The following is a 25861-nucleotide window of genomic DNA, read 5'->3' as shown; positions in this document are numbered from 1 at the left end:
GTTGAATTCCATTCCGATCGGAACCGCGGCATGCCCTTAACATCGCCCTCAATAAAAAACAGAACAACGCTATTGTATTGGCTTTGCACAGTGGGTGTGATGACCGCACTCACAGGACTCTCGATCAATCGTGTTCAAATGTTATCAAGCGTGGCAGCGGACTCCAGCTCAGAGATCCTGAAAAATAGCGCCATACAATATTTAAACTTAGTGGGGGAACAACAATCCAGCCTCATTACTGAACGATTTAATAGCACCGTCGCATTTAGCGAAACCCTCAGCGGTCAATTAATGCAGGATGCACTCCTCTCCCCTGTCTCTTTGAATGTTGCCTCCCTGACTAATGAAGGTATGCTGCGGCAGTTCCGGGAGATCGACCAGGTTGCCACAGCTTCCCAGGAAATGAGCGCCACGTCTCAAGACGTCGCACGCAACGCCACCCAGGCAGCAGAAGCAGCGCGAGTCGTCGATATTGCTGCTCAAGAGGGTATGACTAGCGTTCGGCAAACGGCTTGTTTCATAGACATTTTGGCAGCCGGAATCGATACATCCATGCGAGAGGTCGAAATTCTCGCAGTGGATAGCGAGCGGATCGGTGCAGTCCTCGATGTCATCCGTTCCGTCGCAGACCAAACCAACTTACTTGCACTTAACGTGGCCATTGAAGCTGCTCGCGCGGGGGAATCCGTGCGCGGTGTTGCAGTGGTAGCGGACGAAGTACGCACCCTCGCTCAACGCACGCAGCAATCAGTGAATCAAATTCATGGGGTCATCGATCGGCTTCAAGGTGGCACCCGTTCCGTTGTGCAATCCATGAAATCAAGCCACGTGCAAGCAGCAACAAGCGTGTTTCAAGCTAAGCAAGCGCTATTGGCGTTAGAGAAGATTTATCTAGGCGTTGAAACCATCAACCAGATGAATTTGCAATAGCCAGTGCCGCGGAGGAGCAAAGTTCCGTGACCGAAGAAGTCAATCGCAGTATGGCCAATATCCGAGATGTCACTGAATTGCTCGTTGGTCAATCCGATCGATCGGCAGAAGTTAGCCCGAATCTGAACGTAATCGCTACCACTCAGCAATCACTGATGAGTCATTTTCGAGTATGACAAGGACGGTTAAAGCCGACGGGTCTGTTAATGGTACGAAGAGGCTGCCTCATGAAGGTAATAAACTCAACAGGAGACGGAAATGCTTATCCATGAGCGTCAGGGTTATGTATTAGGGTTATTTGCCTACTTGGCGTGGGGGCTCTCGCCGCTCTTCTATAAACAACTAGCCGATCTTCCGCCTTTCGAGATTGTCGGCCAGCGAATCATTTGGTCAGCCGTCTTCGGTATTACAGGTCTGATTATCTGGCGCCAGGGCCATCGCCTCTCGGAGCTTCGCGCTCATCCTGGTCGACTATTCGTACTGGTGCTTTGCGGATTACTGGTGAGTTCATCTCAAGTCATCTATATCTGGGCAGTTAATAATCACCAAATTGTAGAAGCCAGCATGGGTTACTACATCTCACCCCTCCTCAATGTGCTGATTGGCTCACTTGTACTAAGAGAACGACTTCGCGCCATTCAGTGGTTTAGCGTGTTCCTTGCCGTTGTGGGTGTCGGGTCACAAGTGTGGCATTACGGGGCAGTGCCGTGGATTTCCCTCTCCTTGGCAGCTTGTTTTTCTTTATACGGAGTCATTCGAAAGCAAGCCAAGGTACTTGCTTTGCCAGGCATGGCAATGGAAAACCTATTGCTATGTCCATTGGCCATAGCGTGGCTCCTCACCACCCCCGACTCTATCACTGGCAGTGCTCCCTACTGGGGCACCGTTGACGCCTGGTGGGCAGTGGCAGTTGGCCCATTCACGCTAATCCCATTGATATGCTTCCACGCGGCGGCTCGACGTGTTCCTTACACCACACTGGGATTCCTGCAGTATTTATCGCCCACCCTCATGCTTCTTCTGGCCGTCAGTGTCTTCGGCGAACCGCTGCTCAACACTACCCTCACGGCGCTCAGCTTCATTTGGGCAGGTTTAGGCCTTTACAGCGTAGACCTCTGGTACTCATCACGTGACAAGCCTCAACGCTTAACAAATTCATAAAGCAGAAAACAAAACTGACTGAGTGGTCTTTTTTTAATCCTTTGCGGTATGATGCGTAGGCAAGGAATGAACTTAGGTGGTGCCGCGCCCGCCTCAGGCCATTTCGCTGCACAAGCCCGCCGCAGGTTAGCAGTCACTTCCTGGTGAGGCGGATCAAGCAGGCTTGCCACGACCGAGGGTACTCTCTGAAATGTCCAGCGAAGAAGTTTTCTTAGAAGCAGTGAGAATTTCGGCTCATAAATCACTTACCAACGTGAGCCCATGCCCTAACGTTGATCCAATTACTCGACTCATCGGCAGCCGAATTAACTCTCGGACGGACAAGACATCGGGAAGCTGTCGGACGTCATGATAGATGTTAAAGCGGGAAAAATAGCCTATGCAGTTCTTTCAGAAGGTGGCTTCTTTGGAAGATCTGACATTCTCCACGCCGTCCCGTGGCGCGTCCTCAAATACGATGGCGATGCGCGGCTTTTTCTTTTAGCTGCAACAGCTGCAAGAGTCAGAGAGGAACCAGGATTCAAGCAAGGTGCGTGGCCGAACATTGAGAACGAGCGATGGGCACGTGCGCTACATCGGTTTTACAACATCACTCCTTATTGGGAGGCCGATGCTGGACATAGTTAAATTACCTCGCTCACATATAGGTGAGGTACGTAAAGATTCCCGCACAGGTGCGCGCTGCTCATCAATTCGGAAAGCTTCGTGTGGGCATACGAGAAAACCTCATCATTTTCCTTATATTAAATAAATGGGCTATCGATGCACTTCAAAGAGAACGACCTCGTGAAACAAACTGCCCAACCGCGCCTCACCGATTTGAACACATTACTCTCACTTCGAGAAAAACTCAGTGCCCAAACCACTGCTGAAATTCGATTTGACGCTGCAACGAAAGCTATCTATGCATCTGAAGCATCCAATTATCGGCAATTACCTATCGGTGTAGTGATACCCAGGACTATTGAAGACGTTGTTACTACAGTAAAGCTGTGTGCGGCAGCAGGCTTACCGATTCTTCCGCGCGGCGCTGGCACGTCGATGTGCGGCCAGGCTGTCAACGCGGCTGTCATCATCGACGCGTCGAAATACCTCAACAGAATCACTTCCATTGACGTCGAGCGTTGGTCTGCGGTTGTGGAGCCAGGTGTTATTTGCGACCAGTTAAAAGGCGCTGCAGCAAAACATGGCTTAACTTTTGGACCGGATCCCGCCACGCACAGTCGATGCACGTTGGGGGGGATGATCGGTAATAACTCCTGTGGTGCCCACTCCGTAATGGCAGGCAAGACAGTCGAAAACATCGAGAGACTTGAAATTCTGACGTACGACGGGGAACGTTTCTGGGTAGGGCCTACAGACGACGCCACCTATCAGGAACACATCCGCGCAGGGGGCCGGCGGGCTGAAATCGTCAAATCACTCAAGACGCTTATTGATCGAAACGAAGCTGAGATCCGTTCCGGTTTCCCCAGACTGAAACGCCGAGTGTCTGGATACAACCTCGATCAGCTATTACCGGAAAATGGTTTCAACATCGCCAGGGCTCTTGTTGGCGTGGAAGGTACCTGTGTAACAATCCTCCAGGCAGAAACGACGTTGATTAAAAACCCGACTCATCGGGTGCTCGTCGTGTATGGTTTTGATGAGATATTCCTGGCGGCGGACGCTGTTCCTCAGTTGTTACCATTGAATCCGATTGCAATGGAAGGTTTAGATGAAGGAATCATTGGGGGGTTGAAGACCCGGGGAATGAAGCTGGCAGATATTGCCGAGCTTCCTGCTGGTCATGCTTGGCTAATGGTGGAGTTCGGTGCTACTTCCCATGAAGAAGCCATAGCAGCGGCTCAGAAAGCCGTCGACATCGCAGAACAATTGCCGGGAACGCCGCGCGTTCGCCTGATCACTGAAAGCGCTTTGATCAGCCGTATCTGGACCATTCGGGAGACCGGTGCGTCCGCCACCTCACTCGGCCTAGACCCAAATGAACCTGATCCAGTGGTGGGTTGGGAGGACGCGGCGGTCGAACCCGAGCAGCTAGGCGCTTATTTGAGGGAGTTCTCGGCGCTGGTGGACAGTTACGGATACAAAACGAATCTGTACGGGCACTTTGGTGATGGCTGCATCCACTCTCGGATCACATTCAATCTAAAGACTGCCCAAGGGCTGACTCAGTGGCGGAGCTTCCTGGAGGAGGCAGCAAGACTTGTGGTCAAGTACGGCGGATCCTTGTCGGGCGAACACGGCGATGGACAAGCAAAAGGCGAATACCTTCACATCATGTATTCACCGGCAATAATGCAGGCCTTTGGTGTTTTCAAGCGGATATGGGACCCGCAAAATCGAATGAATCCGGGCAAACTCATTGACGCCATGCCTGTAGATTCGAACCTGCGGCTTGGCCCCGACTACCAACGTAAAAATATCACCAGCTTGTTCACATACGATGCACGCTTGGGCGACCAGGGCTTTGCGCGGGAAACCGAACGCTGTATAGGCATGGGCAAATGCCGATCCCTGGAAGGTGGGACGATGTGCCCTAGCTATCGAGCAACACGAGACGAAAGGTATTCCACTCGAGGGAGAGCACGACTGTTTTTCGAACTCCTTCGCGGCGAGGTCATTCAAGACGGCTGGAGTAACGCACAGGTCAAGGATTCATTAGACCTCTGCCTAGGGTGCAAAGGCTGTAAAACAGACTGCCCGACGAACGTGGACATTGCTCGTTATAAGTCAGAGTTTCTCTCCAGGTATTATAAAACCAACCGACGTCCACTCATGGACTCAATGATCGGTCGCATTTCAGAATGGCTACCGGCCGCTACAAAGATAGCGCCTATCGTCAACTTCTTGATGGAAAATCGACTGTTTCGAAAAATAGCATCAGGATTTGGCCTGGCTCCTGACGTTAATTTTCCTAAAATTGCGACCGGTAGCTTTCAAGCCAGCCGCGTCGCTCAGAGGTTACAGAAGAATCCTCATAAGTCTGAGAAAAATGTAATTCTCTGGATTGACAGTTTCAATAACGGCTTTACTCCAAAAGTACTTGAGGCCGGCGTCACAGTGTTGGAAAAGCTTGGCTTTTCGGTCAGCTTGATAAAGAAACAAACCTGCTGCGGGCGTCCCTATTATGATGTGGGTATGATCGATAAGGCGAAGTCGAATCTCGAGAAAATTCTAGAACAACTAAAGGAGCCTATCGACCAACAGACTCCGATAGTCGTGCTCGAACCAAGCTGCTTGTCGGTGTTCAGAGACGAGATGCCAGGTTTGTTCCCGAACGACGAACGAGCAACACGCCTGAAAACGATGATAATGACACTCAGCGAGTTCATTGTGAGTAAAAATATCATATTGCCTACAATCGATGAGGATATTCGAATCCACGGGCATTGCCACCAAAAAAGTTGCGGCGGCATGAATGCTGAAGAAACTGTGCTAAAGAATATAGGCGGCAAAGGCCAACTGATCACTGCAGGCTGTTGCGGCGTAGCTGGGGCTTACGGCTACCACGCAAAAAGTGCACCTGTGGCCAAAAAAATCGGACAAGAAGAATTCAAACCTCATCTCGACAACATTCCGTTCGATGCACATGTCGTAGCCGATGGATTCAGCTGTCGTGGGCAGATCAAAAACGTCGGGAACAGGGAGGCACTGCATTTTGCTGAACTTCTTGCTAAAGTCTTGCCCTAGCTAGCTGTTTCAGGGGGGCCGACATCGCCTACGTACATCGGCCTCCTGATGCCACATTCAAGTATTGCGCGCTACACTTGCACCCTCCAAGGTTAACGGCTGTACACGCTGAGCAGAACAAACACCGCGCTTGAAGCAAACACTACTGGAATACAAGGATCAACGCATGACTTTATTATTCCACCTGGGCGCCGTTCGATGGAAAATGTTGAGTTTGATTTTTTGTGCCACGGCGCTCAATTATATTGACCGAGCAGCACTGGGCATCATGCAGCCTGTTCTCAGCAAGAGCTTGAATTGGTCGACCATGGACTATGCCAATATTAATTTTTGGTTCCAGGCCGGTTATGCGGCTGGTTATTTTGCTCAGGGTACTTTCATCGATCGATTCGGAGTAAAAAAGGTTTTTTTCCTGGCTGTACTATTATGGAGCCTGGCGACAGGCCTTCATGGATTTGTCACAAGCGTCAGCGGGTTCATAATCTGTAGACTGATTCTGGGCTTTACAGAGGCCGCCAACTACCCAGCGGGAGTAAAGATCTCCAGGCTGTGGTTCCCTGCAAAAGAGCGTGCATTAGCAACTGGCTTGTTCAATGCCGGAACTCACATTGGTGCCATGATCACCCCAATCCTGTTGCCGATATTGCTAATCACATGGGGATGGCAATCTGTTTTTTTCACCCTGGGCGCGGTCGGAATAGTGTGGTCGATGGTTTGGCTAAGATTCTATAGAGACCCCGAAAGCCACCCTCAATTAAGCGCGCTCGAGAAGTCCCATATTCAAAGTGATAATGAACCCGAATTTGAAAAAGTGCCAATGCACAGAATTCTGCGCATGCGAGGCACCTGGGCATTCGCAGTAGCTTTTACATTAACGGCGCCTGTATTTTGGTTCTACCTCTATTGGTTGCCATCGTTCCTGAATCAGGAGTACGCCCTCGGCATCAGCGTTTCACAGATCGGCTTGCCACTTATCATCATATATTTGTCCGCTGACCTTGGCAGCATCGGAGGAGGCATCATCTCTTCAAATCTCATAAAACGAGGCATGCGCCCCGTTAACGCAAGGCTTTTGACATTATCCTGTTGCACCGTACTGGTAACTACGATTCTACTTGCCAATTCTCCTAACCTCTGGACATGTGTCTTTGCCATCGCTGTTGGGATCGCTGCAGGACAAGCGTGGATTACAAACATCTACAATATAGTAATGGATTACACACCCAAGCATATGATCAGCACTGTCTTCGGATTTGGGGGAATGTGCGCAGCGATGGGTGGCATGCTCATGACGCAAATAGTCGGGCATTTTCTAACCCTGACTAACAACAATTACCAAGCGCTCTTCGCCGCGATACCAGGGCTTTATGTAGTCGCTCTTGCCTGGCTATTCATCACCGCGCCCAGAAGTATTCAGACGCCGATTGCAGGTGACCAATAACATTGCCTCCTGTCACGAGCGTGAATCCGCACATCATGGCTGCATTAAATAGTGAATGACTGTACCCAATGACCTAATGAGTAAGGGCAATCATTCGATTGCCCTCTTCGTCAATTGTTTGGCTTTCTATTTGCGAACCGTGCACGAACACTATTGAACTCGTGTTCATTTCGATCTTTGAGATTTTGATAATACGCACGGCGACTAATACTGTAAGCGCCCTGCTGTTTAAGCTCTGCCAATGACTGCGCTACCTTCAATGCCATCGTATTGGGATTCAAAATAGAAAAATCACGAGGCTGCCCATCAAGAATTGATTTTTCGTAAGAGGCCGAGATGATTGTGCAACCTAAAATTGCTACATCGGCACCCGCCTCCTCCTTGATTTTATTTGCCGCTTCCACGGCATCCCGCGCTACGCCTGCCGGATCCTGAATCATGTCGGTAACCCACCAGTCGATGCAATCCACCTTTCGACAGTGCGCATCTTCACCGTACAGCCTAACCAAGTCTCGGAGGTACGGAACGGCCTTGTGATGATCAGTCACTAAAACGTATTCATGGCCATAATAAGGCGCTAGTTGCATCGCTGCTTCGAGAGGTCCAATGACAGGAATATCTACCAGTTCTCTGGCTACTCGAACACCCGGATCGTAGCAACACCCCACAATCACGGCGTCAAATCCGTCACGCTCAGCATCTATACAGCTCTCATAAATAGCTTCCTCAATAAGATGCTTGTTGTAGTAGTAATCGATATTTTCCGGACAGTTCTTAGTATTGGTGACAAAGAGTTCGGCCCCGCCTGTCAGATAAGGACTCATCGTCTCCATAATAAGATCATTATAAACATCAGTTCCAAACGGGTTTATGAAGCAAATTTTCACACCCACGCTGCCACCTCCAAGCCTGAATGAATTAATAGGGCATTCTGTCTAAAACTATCGTTACCGCTGAGCAACTTTCCAGTCTTTCGACACGTAATAGTTCTTATGCTCTCGGGGTAGCCGCTGTCCTTTGATCAGATCGGCGGCTTTCTCTCCGATCATAATAGTCGGTGCGTTGGTATTAGAAGCGGTGACCTCAGGCATGACAGAAGCATCAGCAATGCGCAAATTTTTGATGCCCCGAACTTTCAGATCTGGAGTTACAACCGCCAACGGATCATCTTCGCGCCCCATTCGGCATGTGCATGATGGATGATAGGCAGTCGCGACATTTTTTCGGATCCAGTTATCAAGCGCCTCATCGCTCTGTATTGATGCGCCAGGCTCCAATTCGTCAGAACGCAGAGCATCAAAAGCGGGTTGGGACACGATTTCACGCGTGAGTTTTATTGCATTGCGCAGCGCAACGAGATCACTTTCAGCGGACAAATAATTAAATTTTATGATTGGTTTATCCAGCGGATTATCAGAGCGTATCGCTACCCAGCCGCGACTTTCCACCCGCATCAAACTCATGTGTATTTGAAAACTGAATCCTTTGTAAGGTGTCAGCGTGTCGTTTTGAAAAGCAAGGGGCAGAAATTCAAGCTTGAGATCGGGATACTCCACGCCTTCACTGGTTCGAAGGTACGCCGCCGCTTCAAATTGGTTACTCGCAGCTGTACCTGTTTTATTCAAGAACCATTCGATGCCGACAAGTTGTTTTTTTGGAAATCCGAGTACGGCGCCCAGTCCGGAAGCCGTTTTGCAGCGCCATTTAATGACCAGATCAGGATGATCCTGGAGATTAGCTCCTACACCTGGAAGCTCATGGACAAGTTTTACACCCGCTTTCTTAAGCACATCTGATGGCCCGATGCCTGAAAGTTGAAGAAGCTGCGGGGAATTGAACGCTCCACCGCACAGAACGACTTCTCGTCTGGCCAATACTTCCGTACTGATATCCTTGCGGCGATACTTGATCCCTTTGGCAGCTTTGCCTTCCAGGATAATCTTTTCTGCTAAAGCACCCGTCACGATATGTAGATTTTTTCTTTTCTGTACGTCTTTACTGAGAAATGCTCTGGCTGTGCTCCATCGACTGCCTTGGTAGATGGTGCATTCATTTGGCCCGAAACCTTCTTGTTGAAATCCGTTGGAGTCAAGCGTTTGAGGGTATCCCGCCTGCTGACCCGCCTCCATGAAAGCTCTATTAAGTGGGTCCGCCATGACATCCGGACGAGTGACATATAACGGCCCGCTCTGTCCCCGGTAATCGTTGTTGCCACTGATGCTGGTCTCAGACTTCTTGAAATACGGAAGAACGTCCGTATAGCCCCAATCTCGGCAACCGTATTTATGCTGCCAATTTTCGTAATCGAGTGCATGCCCGCGCGTGTAAACCATTCCGTTGATCGATGAGGAACCACCCAGCACTCGACCACGAGGATGAGCGATTTGACGCCCGCCTATTGTTTCATCGGGTGCTGATTCATACGCCCAATTATAACGGTCACTCGTTAGCAACTTTTCGATGGCTAACGGCATATCGATGGTCCAGCTTTTGTCTACCGGGCCCGCTTCTAACAGCAGTACAGAAACCGAAGCATCCTCCGACAGACGTGATGCGACCACGCTTCCGCAGGAACCTGCACCGACAACGATGTAGTCGTATTCTTGCAGGGTTTTTGTTGTGATTCCCATCTAACTCTCCACCATTGCCCTACCCAGCAAGCAGACGACGTCATTCGAGCTTCCATGCATCACTGTACAGCGATTCGTCGACTAGACGCTCAACTGTCGACACTCGACGCTGAATTCTCGAATAAGTCCACTTCCATACCGCTGGGAATTATAAAAAGACTTCTAGGTCAGTATGCCTAAACGATCGGTCAAATCAAGGCATTTGTAGTTGTGAATTTTATCGCCGAGGTGGCGTTGGCTGGACAGTGGCCATAGAAGCTGCAGGAAGAAAGCATTCTTCCGAATAGATCGTACAGATAGGTGTACGGTCGCAGTGATCGGCTATCGAGCGGTGTAGCCGCCATCAATAGTCAATGCGCTTCCCGTCACAAAACTGCTCTCGTCAGACGCCAGGTAGAGGCACGCAAAAGCTATATCGATAGGCATTGCCATCCGGCCCAGTGGGTGCACGGCCGCCGCATCTTGTTTGGCTTTTTCCATATCTCCCCCACCTTGTTGGAGTTCATCTTCAGTCATCGGCGTCCATACGAACGCAGGATGAACTGAATTTACCCGAATGCGATCTCGGGCTAGATCCATCGCATCATTGCGGGTCATTGCTTTCACCGCACCTTTAGCTGCGTGATAAGGTGCCAGGCCGCCGAAGCCGATGTCGGCGCAAATCGAACAAATATTCACAATACTTCCGCCACCAGCGGCACGCATCCGGGGGATAGCGTGTTTTGTCCCGAACAGCACTCCTTTTGCGTTGATAGATATTACTTTGTCCCATTCCTCCTCTGACACGTGTTCAGTGCTGCTAAACGTATGCGTAATACCGGCGTTGTTGACTAAAACATCCAGTCGGCCAAATCTCGAGATCACTTCCCCAACAGCGGTTTTAATGGCTGACTCTGAGGACACGTCTACTCGCAGGAACAAAACATTGTGTCCCGCTGAAGACAACTCCTCAGTCAACCGAACTCCAGAGCTGACATCCACATCGAACACTGCAACTTTTGCCCCCTCTTTTGCAAACAGCTCTACACAGGCTTTTCCGATACCAGACGCACCGCCCGTTACGATGCATACTTTTTCAGCCAACCTCGCCATGTCAACGCTCCTCAAGATTATTAAATGCGCAGCAGCTATTACCCGAAACCTCGAAAATTAGAATCGGACATTTCGATTAAGTAAAATTGTCTCAAGCAACCGGCGGTGACCACTGGATTCGATCCGAGTTATTAAACCACCCGTCAACCGGCAGGCCAGACTGACGGGGGGGTCATTAACTAAAGATAGCGATTGCTTTACCCAAAACTTCTTCGTTGGGCTCCACACCGAGGCCGGGCAGATCGGGCGGTGTCAAAAACCCATTCAACGCTCGTGCGCCCTGACCAGGAGCAGGATCAACCGTCAAAAGCTCTTGGCAATTCCAGCAGCCTATTAAGCGATTACTGGGTATCGACTGTGCAAAGTGCGCAGACACGGTGTCATTCACTACCGTGCCCGCCATGCACATGATCAGCATCTTGACATCATAACTTAAGCATAAATCACGAATAGCGCGGGCCTTGGTAATGCCCCCTACCCTGGCAAGTTTGATATTCACAATCTCGCAACTACGGTCGGTAAATGCTCTGGCAAAATCCTTCAAGTCAACAAGGCACTCATCTAAACACAGCGCCTGTCTCGTCTGGCTACGTACATTCATGCACTGGTCATAAGACATGCACGGCTGTTCGAAGCATGCATCCACATCACTGACTGCATTCATGACGCGAATTGCATCCATCGGCGCCCAGCCTGTATTCGCATCATATATGAACGTTTCATGTGGCAACCGTTTGCCCGCAAATGCACGCACGATAGCAACGTCGGATTCATAGTCGTTACCCACTTTGACAGAGAAACGCGTTACACCTTGAAGCCTTTTTTTATCAAGATCTGCAAGCATGACTTCAAGAGGATTAACGTGGATGGCATACGATAACGGAACGTTGTGATCCTCTTTACCGCCCAACAAGTCATACACCGGTAGGTTACATGCTTTGCCTATGATGTCCCAAAGCGCATAATCGATTCCTGCTTTTGCGTAGATGTGACCTGTCAGAACAGCATCCATAAACCGGTTGATTACTTCTGGGCGCAGTGGGTCCATGCCGATTAGCTTGGGCGCGATTTCTGCAATTGCCGTTTGTACCCCACCCGTAAATGCTGGCAGGTAGGAGGCACCCCATGGGCAGACTTCACCCCACCCGGTAATACCTTCATCAGTCTCGATTTTGATGAACGTTGACTCGAACTCACGAAACTCCCTGCCGCGTGAGAGATGTTGCACCTGAGCCAGTGGCAGCGCCAATGCATACGTCGAAATGCTTTTAATACGCATAACAATTCCCGTCTATCGTCTGACTATCGAAAGCAATAATTTATTGCTTCTCACCTTTAAAGATTTTTCCAACTGGCACGGCAGCAGAAGAATCATTAACAGCGGTGATATACATTGTCTTTTCATCTTCAGAAAAGGCGATGTTCGTCGTGCCACTGGAATCGGGAAGTTCAATAACCTTCAACAACTCGCCGCTGGCGGCGATCTTCAGGATTTTCCCACCTCCCCACTGCGCTACATAAACATTGCCTTCGCGGTCTACTTCAATACCATCCGGTCCAGTCCAAGGATCCGAAGACTGTGTAGGACTTAACGCCCCCAGCACTGCAAAATTCTCCATATCGGCAAGCGAGCCGTCAGGCTCCACCGCGAATTTGTACACGACATTTCCAACTTCGCCACTCACATACAAAGTTTTATTATCCGGAGACAGGCCAATTCCATTTGCGTAGTTAATATGATCAGCAACGACACGCCATGTCTTGGTTTTGGGTGAAAACATGATAATCTTACCACTTACCTTTGACGGTGTTTTAGTGGCTTGGCCCCAGAGCGTGGCGTAGACAGCGCCCGATTTGGCGGTGACCATATCATTGACCCCCCCAATAAACTTTTGCCCTTTATTATCGACATCCCACCGCCCGAGTTCATTCCCCTTCAGGTCGATTTCAAGGATGGACCCTGGGTCGGCCGAGCATGCCAGGAATAATGTCTTCGAGGGAGTCAGCGTTAACCCGGTAGGGCCACATTTCGGAAACTCCTTGATGATGGTATTCGCTTTACCATCCCATTTACTCACGGTTTCCTTCGCCCAGGAAACGTAATAGAGGTCGTTCCCGACGATCTGCGGGCCTTCAACGCCAATGACATCGGTAGCCACCACTTCCCTATCAGCAAATGCGAACCCACTGATTACCATCATTGTTACGGACAGCCATGATAGTCGCTTCATAACGCACCTCAAAAATGACGTTCAATTAATTAAATATAATCAATCAATCAACGAGCCGCGGTTCTCCCACATTGGCAGCCGCTGAATCGATCCCGTATTTTTCGAGGGTTTTCTCAATAAATTTTTCATCATGCAGTCCGCTTAGCACGGTATTGATCGCCTGGGCCAGTTGCTCATTATCTTTAGCCCATACGAAACCAACTTGTGCAGGTGTTGCTGTTGATTTCATCTGTTCATCAGGTTCTACAATTTTAAATTGAAAGTTTTGGTAGTTCCCGTTTTTTTGCGCATAAGCACCAATCGCGTAACTGTCCATGCCTACGTCCAGTCGGCCCGATGCAAGATCTTGCGCCAAGGCAACAGGAGACGGATACAAGGAAAGGTTAGTGCCAAATATTCTCTTGAGATCAGACACTTGGTTATAACCCTGAACCGTACCCACTTTGAGCCCTTTCAACTCATCCAGTCGACTGAAACCCTGCTTGGATATAATTGCAAATGAATCCAGGTACAAAGGTGACGACATCCCCATCGTTTGAGCGCGTTTTACCGTCCGGTACCATTGGCCGGAGGTCAGATCAGCTTTCTGCGAAGCGACATACTGGATCGCGGCCGCGAAATCTGTCGTCTTCACGTCTAGTTTCAGGCACTCCCGTTTTGCAATTTCCGCCAGGATCTCCCCTTCAATACCACTTGCAGTACCGTCCGAATTCGGTACGACAAAGGGTGGCAAGTTTGGCATCGCAACCGTCAGAACACCCGGCACTACCGTTTTGATCTTTGCAACCGGTGTACATTCAGCTTGTGCAGTGGCGGCCGCTGTCAGGAGCGCAGTAACCAGAGCAACCGAGCAGGCGAGCTTGTTAGAACTTTTCATTTGCATTATTCCCATGTAACGAGCATTAAAGAAAATGGAGTGATCTTACCGTTCGTGTTTGGACAGCATTTTTTCAAGCTTACCGACTAACAATGAAGCGGGTGCACAGACAGCAATATAGATAACGGCAGCGAGGCTCAACGCGGACATGTACTTAAACGTCATACTTCCGGCTTCACTTGCCTTGGTTGCTAATTCTGGAAGTGCGATAGTGAAACACAGCGAAGTGGACTGCAACATTACCACGCCAAAACCCAACAGCGACGGCAACGCCACTTTCAAAGCCTGAGGAAGTATTACAATGATCAGGGAATCAAAGCGGTTCAGCCCTAAAACATGAGTAGCTTCCTGCTGTCCCGCGCTCACCGAGTTGATGCCAGCTCTTATATATTCACTTGTGTAAGCCGCCGTGCACCATGCGAACGCAACCAGCGCTGCGGAGAAAGACGTCAACATTATCTTCATGGTCGGCAGACCATAGTAAATCAGCTGAAGTAGAATGAGTAATGGCGCCCCCCGCCCTAACTCTACAAATAATGCGCTCAACCCTCTCAGCATACGGGATTTTGCTGAAAGCCCCAGTGCGGCCACCAGACCACCAGGAATGCCAATTATCAGGCTGATGACTGTGACTTCAAGGCTGATCAAGAAACCAGAGATGAATTCTGGGAACCACTCAATCCAGGACAGCAATACCTCATTCATCTAGAAATTCTCCGACGAAGATAATTATCGACCACTCTTGTCACCATGCCGATAATTAAACTTATTCCAAAATAAACAACACCAAACACGGCGAAAACTTCCAGGCCTTTGAATGTCTGCTGCGAAATTCGTTGAGCGCCTTCGGCTAGATCTTGAACTCCAATCGTCGAAGCTATGGCGGTGTCCTTCAGAAGGCCGATCGTGTATGCACCGATGGATGGCAAAATAATTCTGGTGAGCTGTGGTACCAAAATATCGAAGAAAGTGCTTGTGCGGGACAACCCTAATGTTCTGCAGGCTTCCCATTGACCAGGCGGAATAGCTTTAAGTGCGCCGCGGTAGATCTCGGAAAAATTGGCTGCGGTGATCACGGCTAACCCGATCGCAGCAGCGGTGAAAGGTGAGAAATTTATTGAAAGACTTCCAAATCCGAAAAAAAGGATGAACAACCAGAGTATCGGCGGTATCGAGCGAACTATAATGACGACAAACGCGGCGGACACTCTAACCAGCTTGTATCGACTAAGTTGGGCTGCGCAAATTGGAACCCCCATCACAGCGCCGAAAAACAACGCAGTTGTTGTAAGCGCCAGTGTGATAGGCAATCCGTGGAGGATCGCCGCCCAAATCATCTCAGCGGTCGTAGCCATTACCGATTCCTCACCGCAGAAAGGAATTGCTTAACTCGTTCATTTTCAGAATGGCGCATGACTCTTGAGCTAGTCCCTTCTTCAATGATTTTGCCGTCTGCCATGACAATTACACGATTCGAAACGTCCTCTGCGAAGCTCATTTCGTGCGTGACTATCATCATCGTCATTCCGTCTTGAGCCAGTTCTCGCATGACAGCCAATACTTCCAACCCGACTTCTGGATCGAGTGCTGAAGTCGGCTCGTCGAACAACATGATTTTCGGATCAAGCGCGAGCGCTCTGCAGATGGCTATTCGTTGTTGCTGGCCACCTGAGCAACGGGCGGGGTACTGACTCGCTTTTTGCTCCAACCCAACTCGTTTAAGTAAGGACATCGCCCGCTCATTGGCGACTTCAGTCGTTCGCCCCAGAACTCTACGCTGGGCGAGAGTAATGTTTTCCAACACAGTTAAATGGGGAAACAAATTGAATGATTGAAAAACCATTCCGAGATTTCTTTTAAAATGCTGCAATGTCGAACGATCAGGGTCGACCCCCCCTTTGATAGTCAATCCCGCGACAGTGACAGTTCCGGCCTCAGCAGGCTCAAGCTGATTGATACAACGAAGCAGTGTACTTTTGCCCGACCCGCTGGGCCCAATGACTGCTACCACCTCTCCTGGCTCAATGGAAAGATTGATTTCTTTCAGTACTTGCACGCTACCGTAGTGCTTGCTTAGCCCCTGAACTTCTATCACCGGGCTTGCTTTAGTAGCCTCTGGTATTAGTAGCTTGTCTAGAACTGACAGATTTTGCATTCGACACCCCACCCGTTTAGCTTTTTTCTTTCGATATATTTAATGAACACTTTAAGAAATCTTCAAAAAGGAAGACCGCCGCCAGAGTCTGCCCGTCCCACAGATAAACCAGCTGCGAAACACCGATTTCTAATAAGTGCTGAAATCACCGTCATGACGCTTGTTCTCTGTCCGTACGAACATTTTGATAACTGCTGATCGATGAAGCGTTTGATCTTCGACGCTATTTTGATGGGAACGGCAACCTCCCATAACGCAGCTTTGCGTTCCATGTCGGAAAAATGGAACGGCCTGCATTGCTGCTTCGGCACGACGGGGGCAGTTGTGAGGAACCATAAGCCCGTCTGCCGAACGTCGGAGAGCGCTTCTTTCGGTTATGACGGCTACTGGGGCCGCGATACTTCGGTATGTGTGCATGATTCGTCCGTTCGTAGTTCTGCATCAGCAGCATTTCTTATTTTTTATTCGGCTACCTGATCTAGACGGACGGCCGGCAGGCCTGATCAGCAGCAAATGACTACGGTTCTCTCGATATGCATCAGCCTGCTTGGGCCATTGGCCTCAAGACCTATAGGTCTTTTTTACATACCTCCGAGTCAGCATAACTGATTGGCTGATCAGATCAACACTTTTTCAACCTTTTCCTTGGAAATTTTTACGGCTGTTTAGAAGGACTCGCGGCACGACTCAAAGCCGAGCAAATTCAGGGAGCAGGTCAGGGAAATATGGGCCACGTCGTTCATGCAAACGCAAGATTTGATCCAGAGGATCGTAGGGAAGATTTCTCCCACCCCAGTAGGTAGCAGCCCACTCTGGTGTGCGTCCTCGAAGAACCCTCCTAATCTGACACTCGACGTCCGCTATTTCCCTCTCGCGAGAGCATGGGTGAAAGACATGTTTTCCGTATTCCGGTGATCGTTCGCTAGCCTGGCAAAGTACCAGCCAACACCATTGGCAACGGCGTCATGCCCGTCATGGACTGGTTTCCGACGTTTGTCGCGGCGGCAGGTAATCCGAACATCACGCAAGAACTGCTCGAAGGCAAACAACTGGGAGATTCCGGGTGGCAGCTTTTTTATCAGCCATGAACTGGATGAACACTGGAGCGTAGGTTTCGGCCGGTACGGTGACTTCGGGCTGACGGCAAATTACGACAACGACTGGTCCGGACGCTATTTCGCGCAGAACGTCAGCCTCGCTGGCTTGTCGTTCGTGCCCAGCGTGGCGTACCGCGTTAACGAAGAATGGTCGGCTGGCGTCGGCGTGAAACCTGTCTGTATCCATTATGCAGACCCCAGCTCTCGCTCCATTCGGGTGATGTCCAATGCGATGATTCGTAGGCTTTTCCGCTGCTCTACTAACACCTCTGGCCGAGACCCTGCCAGCACCATACGCGCGTAATAACGAGTGGCCGACCTGCCGCCAACTCCCCAAAGGAGTCTGTCGTGTCGATGTAGCGCATAGCAGACTTCATGTCCTTCCAGCCGACGTGGTCATCAGCGTTTTGATGTCCCAGCCCTTCGCCGCCGCCCAAGTGGCGAAGCCGCGACGCAGTGAGTGACTGGTGTACAGATCACCAGACACGCCCGCGCGATCAAAAATTCGAAGCAGCAGCTGACCTTCCTGGTGCATCTTCATTTCTCGGGGAGGCACCACTTGGCAACTCCTTTTGCGACCTCGGGGGTGGAACGTCTTTGAAGTCCCGAGCATTTACTGGCGCACGGCTTTCCCTGTTTGGGGATGGCCCCACACAAGTACGGCCGGAGATATCTGTGTCGGCGACGGGGAGGGTGTGGAGTACGCCCCGGACGATGTTGCAGGCGTTTTGGCATGGTTGCTTGACGAAGCGATACGAATGCTTGAGAGCAACCACAAACGGACCGCACATGATCGTAACAAGCTATTCGCTGATCAATTGGAAGGCTATCTGCAGAATTGCGGGGCAATAGCAGTTTCTATGGGGGTCATGCTAGACCCGGAGCGGACGCTTTACGCTGAGATCGAGCCGGTCAAAAAAGGAAATATGAATCTAGTATCTCCTGAAGTCCGCAGGCTGAACACGGCACGCTAAAGTCTGAGAAGTGTTTGCAGCAGCCAGGCCGAAAGGTGAGCGGTCAATGGCGGTCTGTGCTTGCAGCATGCCGTACATGGCTTGGGGGACACGCTTTCCGGCGTGGTGCACAGTGCGGCGAAGGCGGTGGTTGAAGAAAATTTGAAATAGCTTTCCATCGCCCACTGGGGGGGTTGGAGAAGTCTTAAGGGCTGGAGCGGGAAGCAGTGCTTAACGTCAGGCGCAGACGCTTTGATACTCATTAGCTATCGCGGATCTTCTGAGCGAAGTCGACATCGAAGTAATCTCTCCACGCGGTAATGCGATCACCGTCAAACTCAAGGATGCCCATTACCTTCGCTGCTCCGATCTCGCTGCCATCCGCGAGTTCGAACCGTTCAAGTCGCTCGGTGAGCACTCTGTTACCGTCTGCGGCGATGGCGAGCATTTCGAAACGTACTGTAGCGATGAGCGATGTTTTCTCAAGCGCATCAATGAACGCGATGGCTTCGCCGGTACCGGTCGTAATGGCGACTCCTTCGTTGACCCAGATTGTGCTTGGTGTGAACCACTCCTGTATGGCAACTCTACCGCTATCCTCGGGATAAGCGGCAAAGAACGCGATGGCATTTTCGATTGGTGTTGGCATGAGGGATGTCCTCTCTCAGATAACGGAGACAGTGCCGACAAACATTTTTGGCGTTGGATCCCATGGGTATCGAGAGCCTATCCGCGTAAGCCTGCAGTAAGGCTGAGACATATCGCGTCCGAGAGCATTGCCTGCTGTTCAACAAGGTGCAGTTGGAGTCGCTCGGCGTAATCGCTTCGAACGGCAGAGATGACACTCGGCCTGTTTGCCAATGAGGTCCGCCAAGCTGATACGCGGGGAAGTTTGTCAAAGATCGGCTGGGAGACGACTGGGCTCAGCAAGTCGAAGTAACGAAAGACCGGGGCAAACATCGCATCGACCATCCCGAACGCCGATCCTGCAAAATAGGGCCCTTAATCAAGCTTGTCCTCAAGCCGCTGCAACTTATCTCGAAAGGCAGTTTTCTTGCTTTCGGCAACCACGAGATCTTTGGCGTTGAGGAACTGCCAGGCATCGGCGAGCGCCGCGCCGCCAAACTCCACCCCGGCGCGCTGCTGCGCGCGGGAAATCGCGTCGTTGGAATAAAGGCTGGTACTGCCCTGCGTTTCGTTGAGGTATTCGCAAATGGCTGTGCTCTCGAAGAGTATCGCGTGCGCCCTATCCGGCAGTTCTACTTTGAGTAACGGCACTTTTCCCGTCGGCGAAAGCGCCAGGAACCAATCTGGCTTGGCGGCGAGGTCGACATCGATCCTCTCAAAGGGCACATTCTTTTCCAGCAGCACAATCGCCGCTCGCTGAACGAACGGGCACAACGGATGGCTGATGAGCGTAAGTTGAGCGTGCGGCATGATGGTTTCTCGATAGGGCGGCGACAGGATGGAAGTAACGCAGCTGTGACTAGAGCAACTGCCCGCCCGAAATGTCAAAAGTCGTCCCGTTAGCCCAGGCCATGTCATCGGACAAGATGGCCGCAACCGCACCACCTATATCGTCCGGTAGGCCGACACGGCCCAGCGCGATGCCCTGTGCCACATAGGCGTTCACATCCTTATTGTCGCGCACCGCACCACCGCCAAAATCGGTGGCGATGGCGCCTGGGGCAATCGCATTCACCCGAATTTGGCGCGTACCCAGCTCTACGGCCATGTAACGGGTCAGCACCTCGACTGCCGCTTTTATCGCCGCGTAAATGCCGTACCCCGGCAAAGTAAAGCGTACGAAGCCGGACGAAACGTTCAGGATACGACCGCCGTCTTCCACGAGCGGCAACAGCTTCTGCGTCAGAAAAATCGGCCCGCGCAGGTGCGTGGCGACCAGTGAGGCAAACTGGTCTTCGGTCGCGTCAATAAAGTTCGCAAAGAGGCCATTGCCGGCATTGTTGACGAGGAAGTCGAAGCGCTCACGGCCAAACTCGGTCTTCAGCGTTTCAGTCAATGCGCTTGAAAAAGCCTCATAGCTGGCGGTATCGGTGATGTCGAGCGGCAGCATCGCCGCCTTGCCACCTTGCGCCTCGATTTCCAGCCTCAGCGATTCGGCTTCTGCCGCGCCGCTGCGATAAGTGCCGATGATGTGGACGCCGCGCTTGGCGAGGTGAAGCGCCATGTTGCGGCCAAGGCCGCGGCTGGCGCCGGTGATGAGTGCGATCTGGTTAGTCATGGCTTGTCTCTGCGAGGTTTAGAAGCGCCTTTCGGTGCTTTCTTGACCTGCTCAAGATAGGCAATGACCGGTTTGTAACCCACGCCCAATACGCTCAATTTATTGCCTGATTGTATCAATCATATTGCGTGGTAACGGGACGTAGGCATAATCGGCTCATGAACAACGATCTTGCACCGCATCTTGATATAGCCCTGCGCCATGCGCCACCGGGTTTGACTATCACACGGATCCCGCGTGTAGACCTCTGCGTCGGGCAAGGCTCTACAGATAAGGCGCCATGCCTCTATCGCTCGATGATCTGCTTCATCCTGCAAGGCTCCAAGCGCGTTGCGATTAACGACCATCTTCTGAGCTACGACAGTGAGCAATATCTCATCAGCGCTCTGGATCTGCCTTTGATCGGACAGATTCTCGATGCTGAAGGGGGGCAGCCCTATGTTGCGGTATCGCTCGTGCTGGATCCGGCCATATTGGCGGAACTGGCGGCGAGCATGCCGCCGGTTCGCGAGAGCGAACAAAAAGGGATTGGCATCACGATAAACCCGCTGACCGCTCCGCTCCGCGAGACGTTAATGCGCTTATTGTCCTTGCTCGACACACCTGCCGATATTCCGATTCTCGGCCCCATGGTCGAACGGGAATTACTCTATCGTCTTCTACAGGGCCCTCAGGGGCGGCTGTTGCGTCAGATTGCCCAACCCGATGGCGCACTGGGCAGCATCCGGCGGGCCGTAGCCTGCATCAGGGACAATTACAACATTCGACTTCGCATCGAGGCCTTGTGCGATGCAAGCGGCATGAGTCGGGCGAGCCTGCATCGCCATTTTCTGTCGATGACAGGCCTCAGTCCCATCCAGTATCAGAAACAGCTTAGATTGCAGGAAGCTCGCCAGCTTTTGCTTGCCGGCGAGCATCGCGCGTCTGACGTGGCGTTCGTTGTCGGCTATGAAAGCGCATCACAGTTCACCCGCGAATACTCACGGCAATTCGGCGCATCGCCTGCACGCGACGTGCGTGAGATACGACAGGCGATCGGCTCTCCAAAAAGGGCGTAAACCGGAGACTTGTCTACGGATTGTCTGAGAGCGAATAGCCACTTAATCTGCTATCGGTGACGGGCCTCTTTCAAGATAGGTGGAGAGAGCAATACTGCTACGCGTCGCCTCAATGCCTTCTATTCCATGAATTATGCCGAGTAACGCCTCCAGTGTTTGAGTATCTCGAGTTCTGACTTTGAGCAGGACAGCACTCTCGCCGGTCACGGTGTGGATCTCTTCAATGTCAGGCAAGTCGACCAGTTGTACGAGTTGTCGCGTCTTTGCCCAGCTTTTCGTGTCGACATTGATGAATGCAAGGAGAGGCCTTCCAAGCTTGGCGCCGTCGAGCGAAGCAACAGTCGCCTTTATGATGCCGTGATGTTTAAGGCGTTTCACGCGCTCATGCACAGCCGGCGCTGATAGATGAACCAACTCGCCCAAAATTGCATAGCTAAGCGTCGCGTCTACCGCCAGATGCCCTAATAATTTTCGGTCAATCCCGTCCAGCAAGGTGCTTTTGGACGCACTTTGCTTAACGGGGTTCGATTCTTCATTCATTTCAGAGAGATCTCGCCTTTGCCAAATTTCGTTAGGTATATTTGAGATTCTCTTGTATGGCATTCGGAGGTTTGTGGCAATGACAGGTTTATCTCATTCAGAAGCTTGCGCGCCGATAAACGTTACATTGCTAATGTGCTCGGTCGCTATCGTGGGATCGAATGGCCTGCTTTTGAGCCCAATTCTTTCTGATGTGGCATCTTCCCTGGTTGCGCCCCTTAATTCAGCAGCGATTGCGATGTCAGCTTACGGTGCAGGCACAGCTATTTCTGCCCTGTTCCTGGCTCCCCTAATCGATCGCTATGGTGCGCCCTGGGCTTTGAAAACTGGCTTGATAGCTCTTCTCTTGTCATTGTTTGGCAGCTCCTTAGCTATCTCTGTTGCAATGTTGATCGTCTTCCAAGCATCCGCAGGGGTAGCTGCAGGTCTGGTTCTTCCATCTGCCTACGCACTTGCGACTAAATTTACCTCCCCTGAATTCGCTTCCCAAGCCTTGGGGAGGGTGCTCATTGGCTGGTCACTTTCGCTGGTAGCTGGCGTTCCACTGTCAGCATTAATTACAGAGTACGCAGGGTGGCGAGTTGCCTATCTCTGTTTAGCCGTGCCTGCCACGATCATAGTCAGCTGTTTACCTCAATCGCCGCTGTATCCCAGGAAAAATAAAGAGGAGGCTAGCTGGTCAACCCCCTTCCTAGCGTTGAAAGAAACTGGCGTACGCCCTCTTTTGACTATCGGTCTAGCTTTCACCAGCTCGTTCTACGGCACCTATGCGTTTGTGGTGCAGGAAACCCATGAAGTACTGCAGACTTCAACAGCGCAAGCAGGGATTGTTGTTCTGGTATTCGGGCTCGGTTTTGCAAGCGCCTCAATTGCTAATCGCTGGGTCGACCAGGTCGGGGCTCAGAAAGTTTTACCGTGGCTTCTGATGATTAACGCGGCTATTTACGTGTCCATGATCCTCACAATAGCCTCTTTTGCAGCATTCCTCGCAGTGGCATTCTGCTGGGGCTTTGCTAACCATCTGACCCTTAACTCGGTTGTGCTGCTGTTATCGCAATCCAGTGATGGGCAACGCGGTGCGGTACTCGGACTCAACAGCACCACAACCTATGTAGGTTTAACCATTGGCACTATTGTCGCTAGCCTCATTTATCCCGTAGCTGGTTTTGAACGTATCCTCCTGGTTGCAGCAACGATGCAGATAGCAGCCGCTTTATTAGCATTTTACTGGTTTAGAACTTATAACTAATTTGAAATAAAACCTGATCAAACAAACCGCCGCCCAGGTCAATCCCTATGCCGACTGGGCCATCGCGCAACTCGAAGAAAAACTGATGAAAGCCAAAGCTGGAGTGCTGGAACTGACCCAGTAGCTGGCGCGGGTCGCGCGGGAAATCAAGGCGCAGTTAAGTCAGCTGATGGAGGCCGTGATGCAGCAGGCCGGACAACCTCATTACTCACTGATGGATATTCGATTGATGCTGCAGAACACCAGCGCGGGAAGCACCTTTTTGCGTTGGCGCACCCGTGATTTTGCCCCTATGGGGGTTGCGGTCCGAGAGAGCCACGTTTCCAACAAGGCCCTGCCGCAGGTCATACGCGAAGGATTGCACCTTTTCGAATGCAATCGTATAGCACTGAACTTGCAGATGAGTGTGGTGTGCTACTGGCCGTGGTGGCGATCATCTTGAAAACGTGGGTCGCGGGTGGCAGCACGCCCTCTCCAGAGAACGGTTGATCAGGGCAACCTTCTGTTATCCGTTGAGCAAGCCAAGTCGCTCGGCATTGCAGGCGATACCCAACGCGACACAATCGCCACTCTGGTCAGCTAGGTGAAAGCCATGCGCAACGACATGCTCACAAAGAATCATGTGTCATGGGCATCGAGCAAAAAACAATTTTCTAAGCACTTGAGTGTGTGCGGTACGCCATGCGCAAACATAATTTCGCGAGCAGCAAGCAAGTCAGTAATACAAAGATCATCATAACCAATGGTGTGTCGCCCAATGTGGCTAGATAGCTGGCAAGAGCGCCCACACCCATCTGGAAGAAACCATATATACCTGACGCTGACCCAGCGACCTGTGGGTTGACGCTCAGAGCCTCGGACATCGCCACTGGCGAAATAATTCCTGCACCGAGTGTATAAATCATCATCAATCCCACCAATATGTATTTGCTCAATGCACCTAACAGGGCGGACGAACACAAGACTATGACGGCGACGAAACTGATGCCAGTTCCCCATTGCAACAGACGTTTGGCTGTCACGCGAAAAATCAGGTGGGTGACGCATATATTTCCTAACCATGCCCCGAAGATATTCAGTGCCAGGAATAGCGCCATCTCACTTTCAGAGGTGTGCAGGTCACGGATAAATATAAATGGCGCTGCGGTTATGTAGGCGTAGAGGGATGTGGTTGCCAAACTTCCACCGAGTGAAAAACCCCAAAAGCGTGGTGACTTGAGAAGTGTTGCATAATTGAATACCACGGTTTGAAACGACTGCCCCTGATGGGGGCTGCTCTCGGGGAGCATCCGCCAGATCAAGATGAGGCTGGAAACGCCAAATAATGAAAGCGCTGCAAAGATTAAGCGCCACCCGTCAAGTTTTACCAGTGCCATACCGATCAACGGTGCCAGCCCAGGACCTATCATGACAATGAGGCTAAGCAGCGCCAAGCGCTGAGTTGCTTTAGCCCCTTTGACGGTATCGAGGATGATCGCTTTCCCCAGCACCAGCCCCGAGCAACCGCCTAGCGCTTGTATTAAACGAGCCGCAATCAGCATCTGAATTGAACTCGCTGTCCATGCGCCAACACTGCCAACGCAAAACAGCATGACACCACACAGCAGTACTTTTTTGCGGCCAAGGCGGTCGGATATCGGGCCGTAAAACAATTGACCAACGGCCAAACCAATGATGTAGGCACTCAGGGTTAGTTGGATATAACTTGGACTTACCTGGAAATCATGCGCCGCAGCAGGCAAGGCAGGCACAAACATGTGCATGGCCACCGTGCCGCTAAAGGTAATGAGTGCCAGCAGCCACAATGGTGCTTGCTTGAGCGGATTTGAAGGTGTCGGGCGTTTAGCCGTTGAATGAGCGGCGTTTGAGCTTGTCATCTCACACCTTGTTTGTGATTTGCACGATGTTGTTCGCAATCCGATTCAGTACCTCGCGGGTAGTCGCGACATCTTCGGGTGCGATGCCGGCCAGCACTTCTCCCTCAAGTGCGCGGGAGTACCCTTCAATGCTGGCGACCAGTTGCTGGCCTTGCAGTGTCAGAGAAATCGCTTTGGCGCGACGGTCATCGGGGTCAACTGACCAATCAATGAGCCGTTCAGCACGCAACTTTTCCAGCACCCTTACCATTGAGGAGGTGTCCAAGGACAGACGCTCAGCCAGTTCTTTTTGGCGCAGTGGTCGTCCGGCCCTCGCCAGGGTAATCAGTGGCATCCAACTAGCATCGGTAACGCCAAACGTCTTGAGACGAGCGTCAAGAATTTTGCGCCACTGGCGGTAAATCAGACCTACCTGACTACCCAGCCGCGGGTATGTAGTGTCATTTTTGATATTCACGGAAAAGGCTCTGATTATTGGCTTGCGTGCAAAGTAATTTACCGGGCAAATACTTTGCATGCAAACTAAATAGTCTCGATGCGTGTGGCGCTGACGGGACTGTGGTCCAGGGCCTGTTCCCATTTCGCCCAGCGATTTGCCGAAGGCGCCAGCAAGGAACTCCACAAGGGCCGTC

General features: G+C 51.3%; 24 protein-coding genes and 6 pseudogenes. 13 read left to right on the top strand and 17 right to left on the bottom strand.

Features of this window, described 5'->3' with window-relative positions; genetic code table 11:
• Positions 1 to 30: 30 nt before the first annotated feature.
• From KGA88_RS30910 to KGA88_RS30890, 6 genes and pseudogenes are all read left to right on the top strand, one after another.
• Positions 31 to 930 carry a methyl-accepting chemotaxis protein gene (locus tag KGA88_RS30910; RefSeq protein ID WP_411740878.1) on the top strand — a complete coding sequence of 300 codons (900 nt, stop codon included), beginning with the start codon at positions 31 to 33 and terminating at the stop codon, positions 928 to 930.
• 26 nt (positions 931 to 956) lie between these two features.
• The gene (locus KGA88_RS31910) at positions 957 to 1106 is read left to right on the top strand and encodes a hypothetical protein (protein WP_411740877.1); all 150 of its coding nucleotides are present in this window, start codon (positions 957 to 959) and stop codon (positions 1104 to 1106) included.
• A gap of 82 nt (positions 1107 to 1188) precedes the next feature.
• The gene (gene rarD / locus KGA88_RS30905; RefSeq protein WP_223596635.1) at positions 1189 to 2091 is read left to right on the top strand and encodes an EamA family transporter RarD; all 903 of its coding nucleotides are present in this window, start codon (positions 1189 to 1191) and stop codon (positions 2089 to 2091) included.
• Positions 2092 to 2415: 324 nt separating this feature from the next.
• Positions 2416 to 2718: pseudogene (locus tag KGA88_RS31905) on the top strand (PRC-barrel domain-containing protein); the annotation flags it as partial.
• A gap of 135 nt (positions 2719 to 2853) precedes the next feature.
• Entirely contained in the window at positions 2854 to 5784 is a 2931-nt protein-coding gene (locus KGA88_RS30895) for an FAD-binding and (Fe-S)-binding domain-containing protein (RefSeq protein WP_223596633.1), read from the top strand.
• 166 nt (positions 5785 to 5950) lie between these two features.
• Positions 5951 to 7225 (top strand): MFS transporter, encoded by a 1275-nt coding sequence (locus KGA88_RS30890; RefSeq protein ID WP_223596631.1) that lies wholly within the window; start codon positions 5951 to 5953, stop codon positions 7223 to 7225.
• 110 nt (positions 7226 to 7335) lie between these two features.
• Here the strand turns inward: KGA88_RS30890 and KGA88_RS30885 are convergent, their stop codons facing one another.
• From KGA88_RS30885 to KGA88_RS30845, 9 genes are all read right to left on the bottom strand, one after another.
• Positions 7336 to 8118 carry an aspartate/glutamate racemase family protein gene (locus tag KGA88_RS30885; protein ID WP_223596629.1) on the bottom strand — a complete coding sequence of 261 codons (783 nt, stop codon included), beginning with the start codon at positions 8116 to 8118 and terminating at the stop codon, positions 7336 to 7338.
• A gap of 54 nt (positions 8119 to 8172) precedes the next feature.
• The gene (locus KGA88_RS30880; protein ID WP_223596627.1) at positions 8173 to 9855 is read right to left on the bottom strand and encodes a choline dehydrogenase; all 1683 of its coding nucleotides are present in this window, start codon (positions 9853 to 9855) and stop codon (positions 8173 to 8175) included.
• 321 nt (positions 9856 to 10176) lie between these two features.
• On the bottom strand, positions 10177 to 10947 hold the full coding sequence (locus KGA88_RS30875) for an SDR family NAD(P)-dependent oxidoreductase (RefSeq protein WP_223596625.1): 771 nt from the start codon (positions 10945 to 10947) through the stop codon (positions 10177 to 10179).
• A 175-nt stretch (positions 10948 to 11122) separates the two neighbouring features.
• Positions 11123 to 12226, bottom strand: coding sequence for a mandelate racemase/muconate lactonizing enzyme family protein (locus KGA88_RS30870; RefSeq protein WP_223596623.1), 1104 nt, complete (start codon positions 12224 to 12226; stop codon positions 11123 to 11125).
• 40 nt (positions 12227 to 12266) lie between these two features.
• On the bottom strand, positions 12267 to 13178 hold the full coding sequence (locus KGA88_RS30865; protein ID WP_223596613.1) for an SMP-30/gluconolactonase/LRE family protein: 912 nt from the start codon (positions 13176 to 13178) through the stop codon (positions 12267 to 12269).
• A 43-nt stretch (positions 13179 to 13221) separates the two neighbouring features.
• Entirely contained in the window at positions 13222 to 14055 is an 834-nt protein-coding gene (locus KGA88_RS30860; protein ID WP_223596610.1) for a substrate-binding periplasmic protein, read from the bottom strand.
• A 45-nt stretch (positions 14056 to 14100) separates the two neighbouring features.
• Positions 14101 to 14760: an amino acid ABC transporter permease gene (locus KGA88_RS30855; protein ID WP_223596608.1), complete on the bottom strand. Its 660-nt coding sequence runs from the start codon at positions 14758 to 14760 to the stop codon at positions 14101 to 14103.
• The gene (locus tag KGA88_RS30850; protein ID WP_223596606.1) at positions 14757 to 15410 is read right to left on the bottom strand and encodes an amino acid ABC transporter permease; all 654 of its coding nucleotides are present in this window, start codon (positions 15408 to 15410) and stop codon (positions 14757 to 14759) included. The genes KGA88_RS30855 and KGA88_RS30850 overlap by 4 nt, the downstream gene beginning before the upstream one ends.
• The gene (locus KGA88_RS30845; protein WP_223596604.1) at positions 15410 to 16210 is read right to left on the bottom strand and encodes an amino acid ABC transporter ATP-binding protein; all 801 of its coding nucleotides are present in this window, start codon (positions 16208 to 16210) and stop codon (positions 15410 to 15412) included. Before KGA88_RS30845 ends, KGA88_RS30850 begins: the two co-directional genes overlap by 1 nt.
• A 965-nt stretch (positions 16211 to 17175) precedes the next feature.
• Here KGA88_RS30845 and KGA88_RS31500 point away from each other — a divergent pair.
• Together KGA88_RS31500 and KGA88_RS30840 are read left to right on the top strand one after the other, a co-directional pair.
• On the top strand, positions 17176 to 17298 hold the full coding sequence (locus KGA88_RS31500; protein WP_263296318.1) for a hypothetical protein: 123 nt from the start codon (positions 17176 to 17178) through the stop codon (positions 17296 to 17298).
• Positions 17267 to 17479: pseudogene (locus KGA88_RS30840) on the top strand (outer membrane protein transport protein); the annotation flags it as partial. The gene KGA88_RS31500 and the pseudogene KGA88_RS30840, both read left to right, overlap by 32 nt.
• A gap of 201 nt (positions 17480 to 17680) precedes the next feature.
• Here the strand turns inward: KGA88_RS30840 and KGA88_RS30835 are convergent.
• The 5 genes and pseudogenes from KGA88_RS30835 to KGA88_RS30815 all read right to left on the bottom strand — a co-directional run bounded on the left by KGA88_RS30835 (position 17681) and on the right by KGA88_RS30815 (position 20505).
• On the bottom strand, positions 17681 to 17842 hold the full coding sequence (locus KGA88_RS30835) for a hypothetical protein (protein ID WP_223596602.1): 162 nt from the start codon (positions 17840 to 17842) through the stop codon (positions 17681 to 17683).
• 680 nt (positions 17843 to 18522) lie between these two features.
• Positions 18523 to 18909 carry a limonene-1,2-epoxide hydrolase family protein gene (locus tag KGA88_RS30830; RefSeq protein WP_223596600.1) on the bottom strand — a complete coding sequence of 129 codons (387 nt, stop codon included), beginning with the start codon at positions 18907 to 18909 and terminating at the stop codon, positions 18523 to 18525.
• Positions 18910 to 18986: 77 nt separating this feature from the next.
• Positions 18987 to 19250, bottom strand: a pseudogene (locus tag KGA88_RS30825) (glutathione S-transferase family protein); the annotation flags it as partial.
• A gap of 12 nt (positions 19251 to 19262) precedes the next feature.
• Positions 19263 to 19697, bottom strand: a complete 435-nt coding sequence (locus tag KGA88_RS30820) for a glutathione S-transferase family protein (protein ID WP_223596597.1) — start codon at positions 19695 to 19697, stop codon at positions 19263 to 19265.
• Between the two features lie 49 nt (positions 19698 to 19746).
• Complete coding sequence (locus KGA88_RS30815) at positions 19747 to 20505, bottom strand: SDR family NAD(P)-dependent oxidoreductase (protein ID WP_223596595.1); 759 nt, start codon at positions 20503 to 20505, stop codon at positions 19747 to 19749.
• A 158-nt stretch (positions 20506 to 20663) separates the two neighbouring features.
• Here KGA88_RS30815 and KGA88_RS30810 point away from each other — a divergent pair, with 158 nt between their 5' ends.
• Complete coding sequence (locus tag KGA88_RS30810; protein WP_223596593.1) at positions 20664 to 21563, top strand: AraC family transcriptional regulator; 900 nt, start codon at positions 20664 to 20666, stop codon at positions 21561 to 21563.
• A 42-nt stretch (positions 21564 to 21605) separates the two neighbouring features.
• Here the strand turns inward: KGA88_RS30810 and KGA88_RS30805 are convergent, their stop codons facing one another.
• Positions 21606 to 22103, bottom strand: a complete 498-nt coding sequence (locus KGA88_RS30805) for an Lrp/AsnC family transcriptional regulator (protein ID WP_223596591.1) — start codon at positions 22101 to 22103, stop codon at positions 21606 to 21608.
• A gap of 79 nt (positions 22104 to 22182) precedes the next feature.
• Between KGA88_RS30805 and KGA88_RS30800 the strand changes: the two genes are divergently transcribed.
• From KGA88_RS30800 to KGA88_RS30785, 4 genes and pseudogenes are all read left to right on the top strand, one after another.
• On the top strand, positions 22183 to 23352 hold the full coding sequence (locus tag KGA88_RS30800; RefSeq protein ID WP_263296308.1) for an MFS transporter: 1170 nt from the start codon (positions 22183 to 22185) through the stop codon (positions 23350 to 23352).
• A gap of 10 nt (positions 23353 to 23362) precedes the next feature.
• Positions 23363 to 23473 (top strand): annotated as a pseudogene (locus tag KGA88_RS31630) (TIGR03761 family integrating conjugative element protein); the annotation flags it as partial.
• Between the two features lie 48 nt (positions 23474 to 23521).
• Positions 23522 to 23764, top strand: a pseudogene (locus KGA88_RS30790) (DUF3158 family protein); the annotation flags it as partial.
• Positions 23725 to 23932 (top strand): annotated as a pseudogene (locus tag KGA88_RS30785) (hypothetical protein); the annotation flags it as partial. The pseudogenes KGA88_RS30790 and KGA88_RS30785, both read left to right, overlap by 40 nt.
• A gap of 73 nt (positions 23933 to 24005) precedes the next feature.
• Here the strand turns inward: KGA88_RS30785 and KGA88_RS30780 are convergent.
• Both KGA88_RS30780 and KGA88_RS30775 read right to left on the bottom strand, forming a co-directional pair.
• Positions 24006 to 25229: a multidrug effflux MFS transporter gene (locus tag KGA88_RS30780; RefSeq protein ID WP_223596589.1), complete on the bottom strand. Its 1224-nt coding sequence runs from the start codon at positions 25227 to 25229 to the stop codon at positions 24006 to 24008.
• Between the two features lies 1 nt (position 25230).
• The gene (locus tag KGA88_RS30775) at positions 25231 to 25851 is read right to left on the bottom strand and encodes a MarR family winged helix-turn-helix transcriptional regulator (RefSeq protein WP_223596587.1); all 621 of its coding nucleotides are present in this window, start codon (positions 25849 to 25851) and stop codon (positions 25231 to 25233) included.
• Positions 25852 to 25861 lie beyond the last annotated feature (10 nt).

The organism is Pseudomonas sp. A-R-19 (genome assembly GCF_019956575.1).
Taxonomy (GTDB): domain Bacteria; phylum Pseudomonadota; class Gammaproteobacteria; order Pseudomonadales; family Pseudomonadaceae; genus Aquipseudomonas.
The sequence above is the reverse complement of the archived record's forward strand: the minus strand, read 5'-3'. Positions and strand labels throughout refer to the sequence as shown.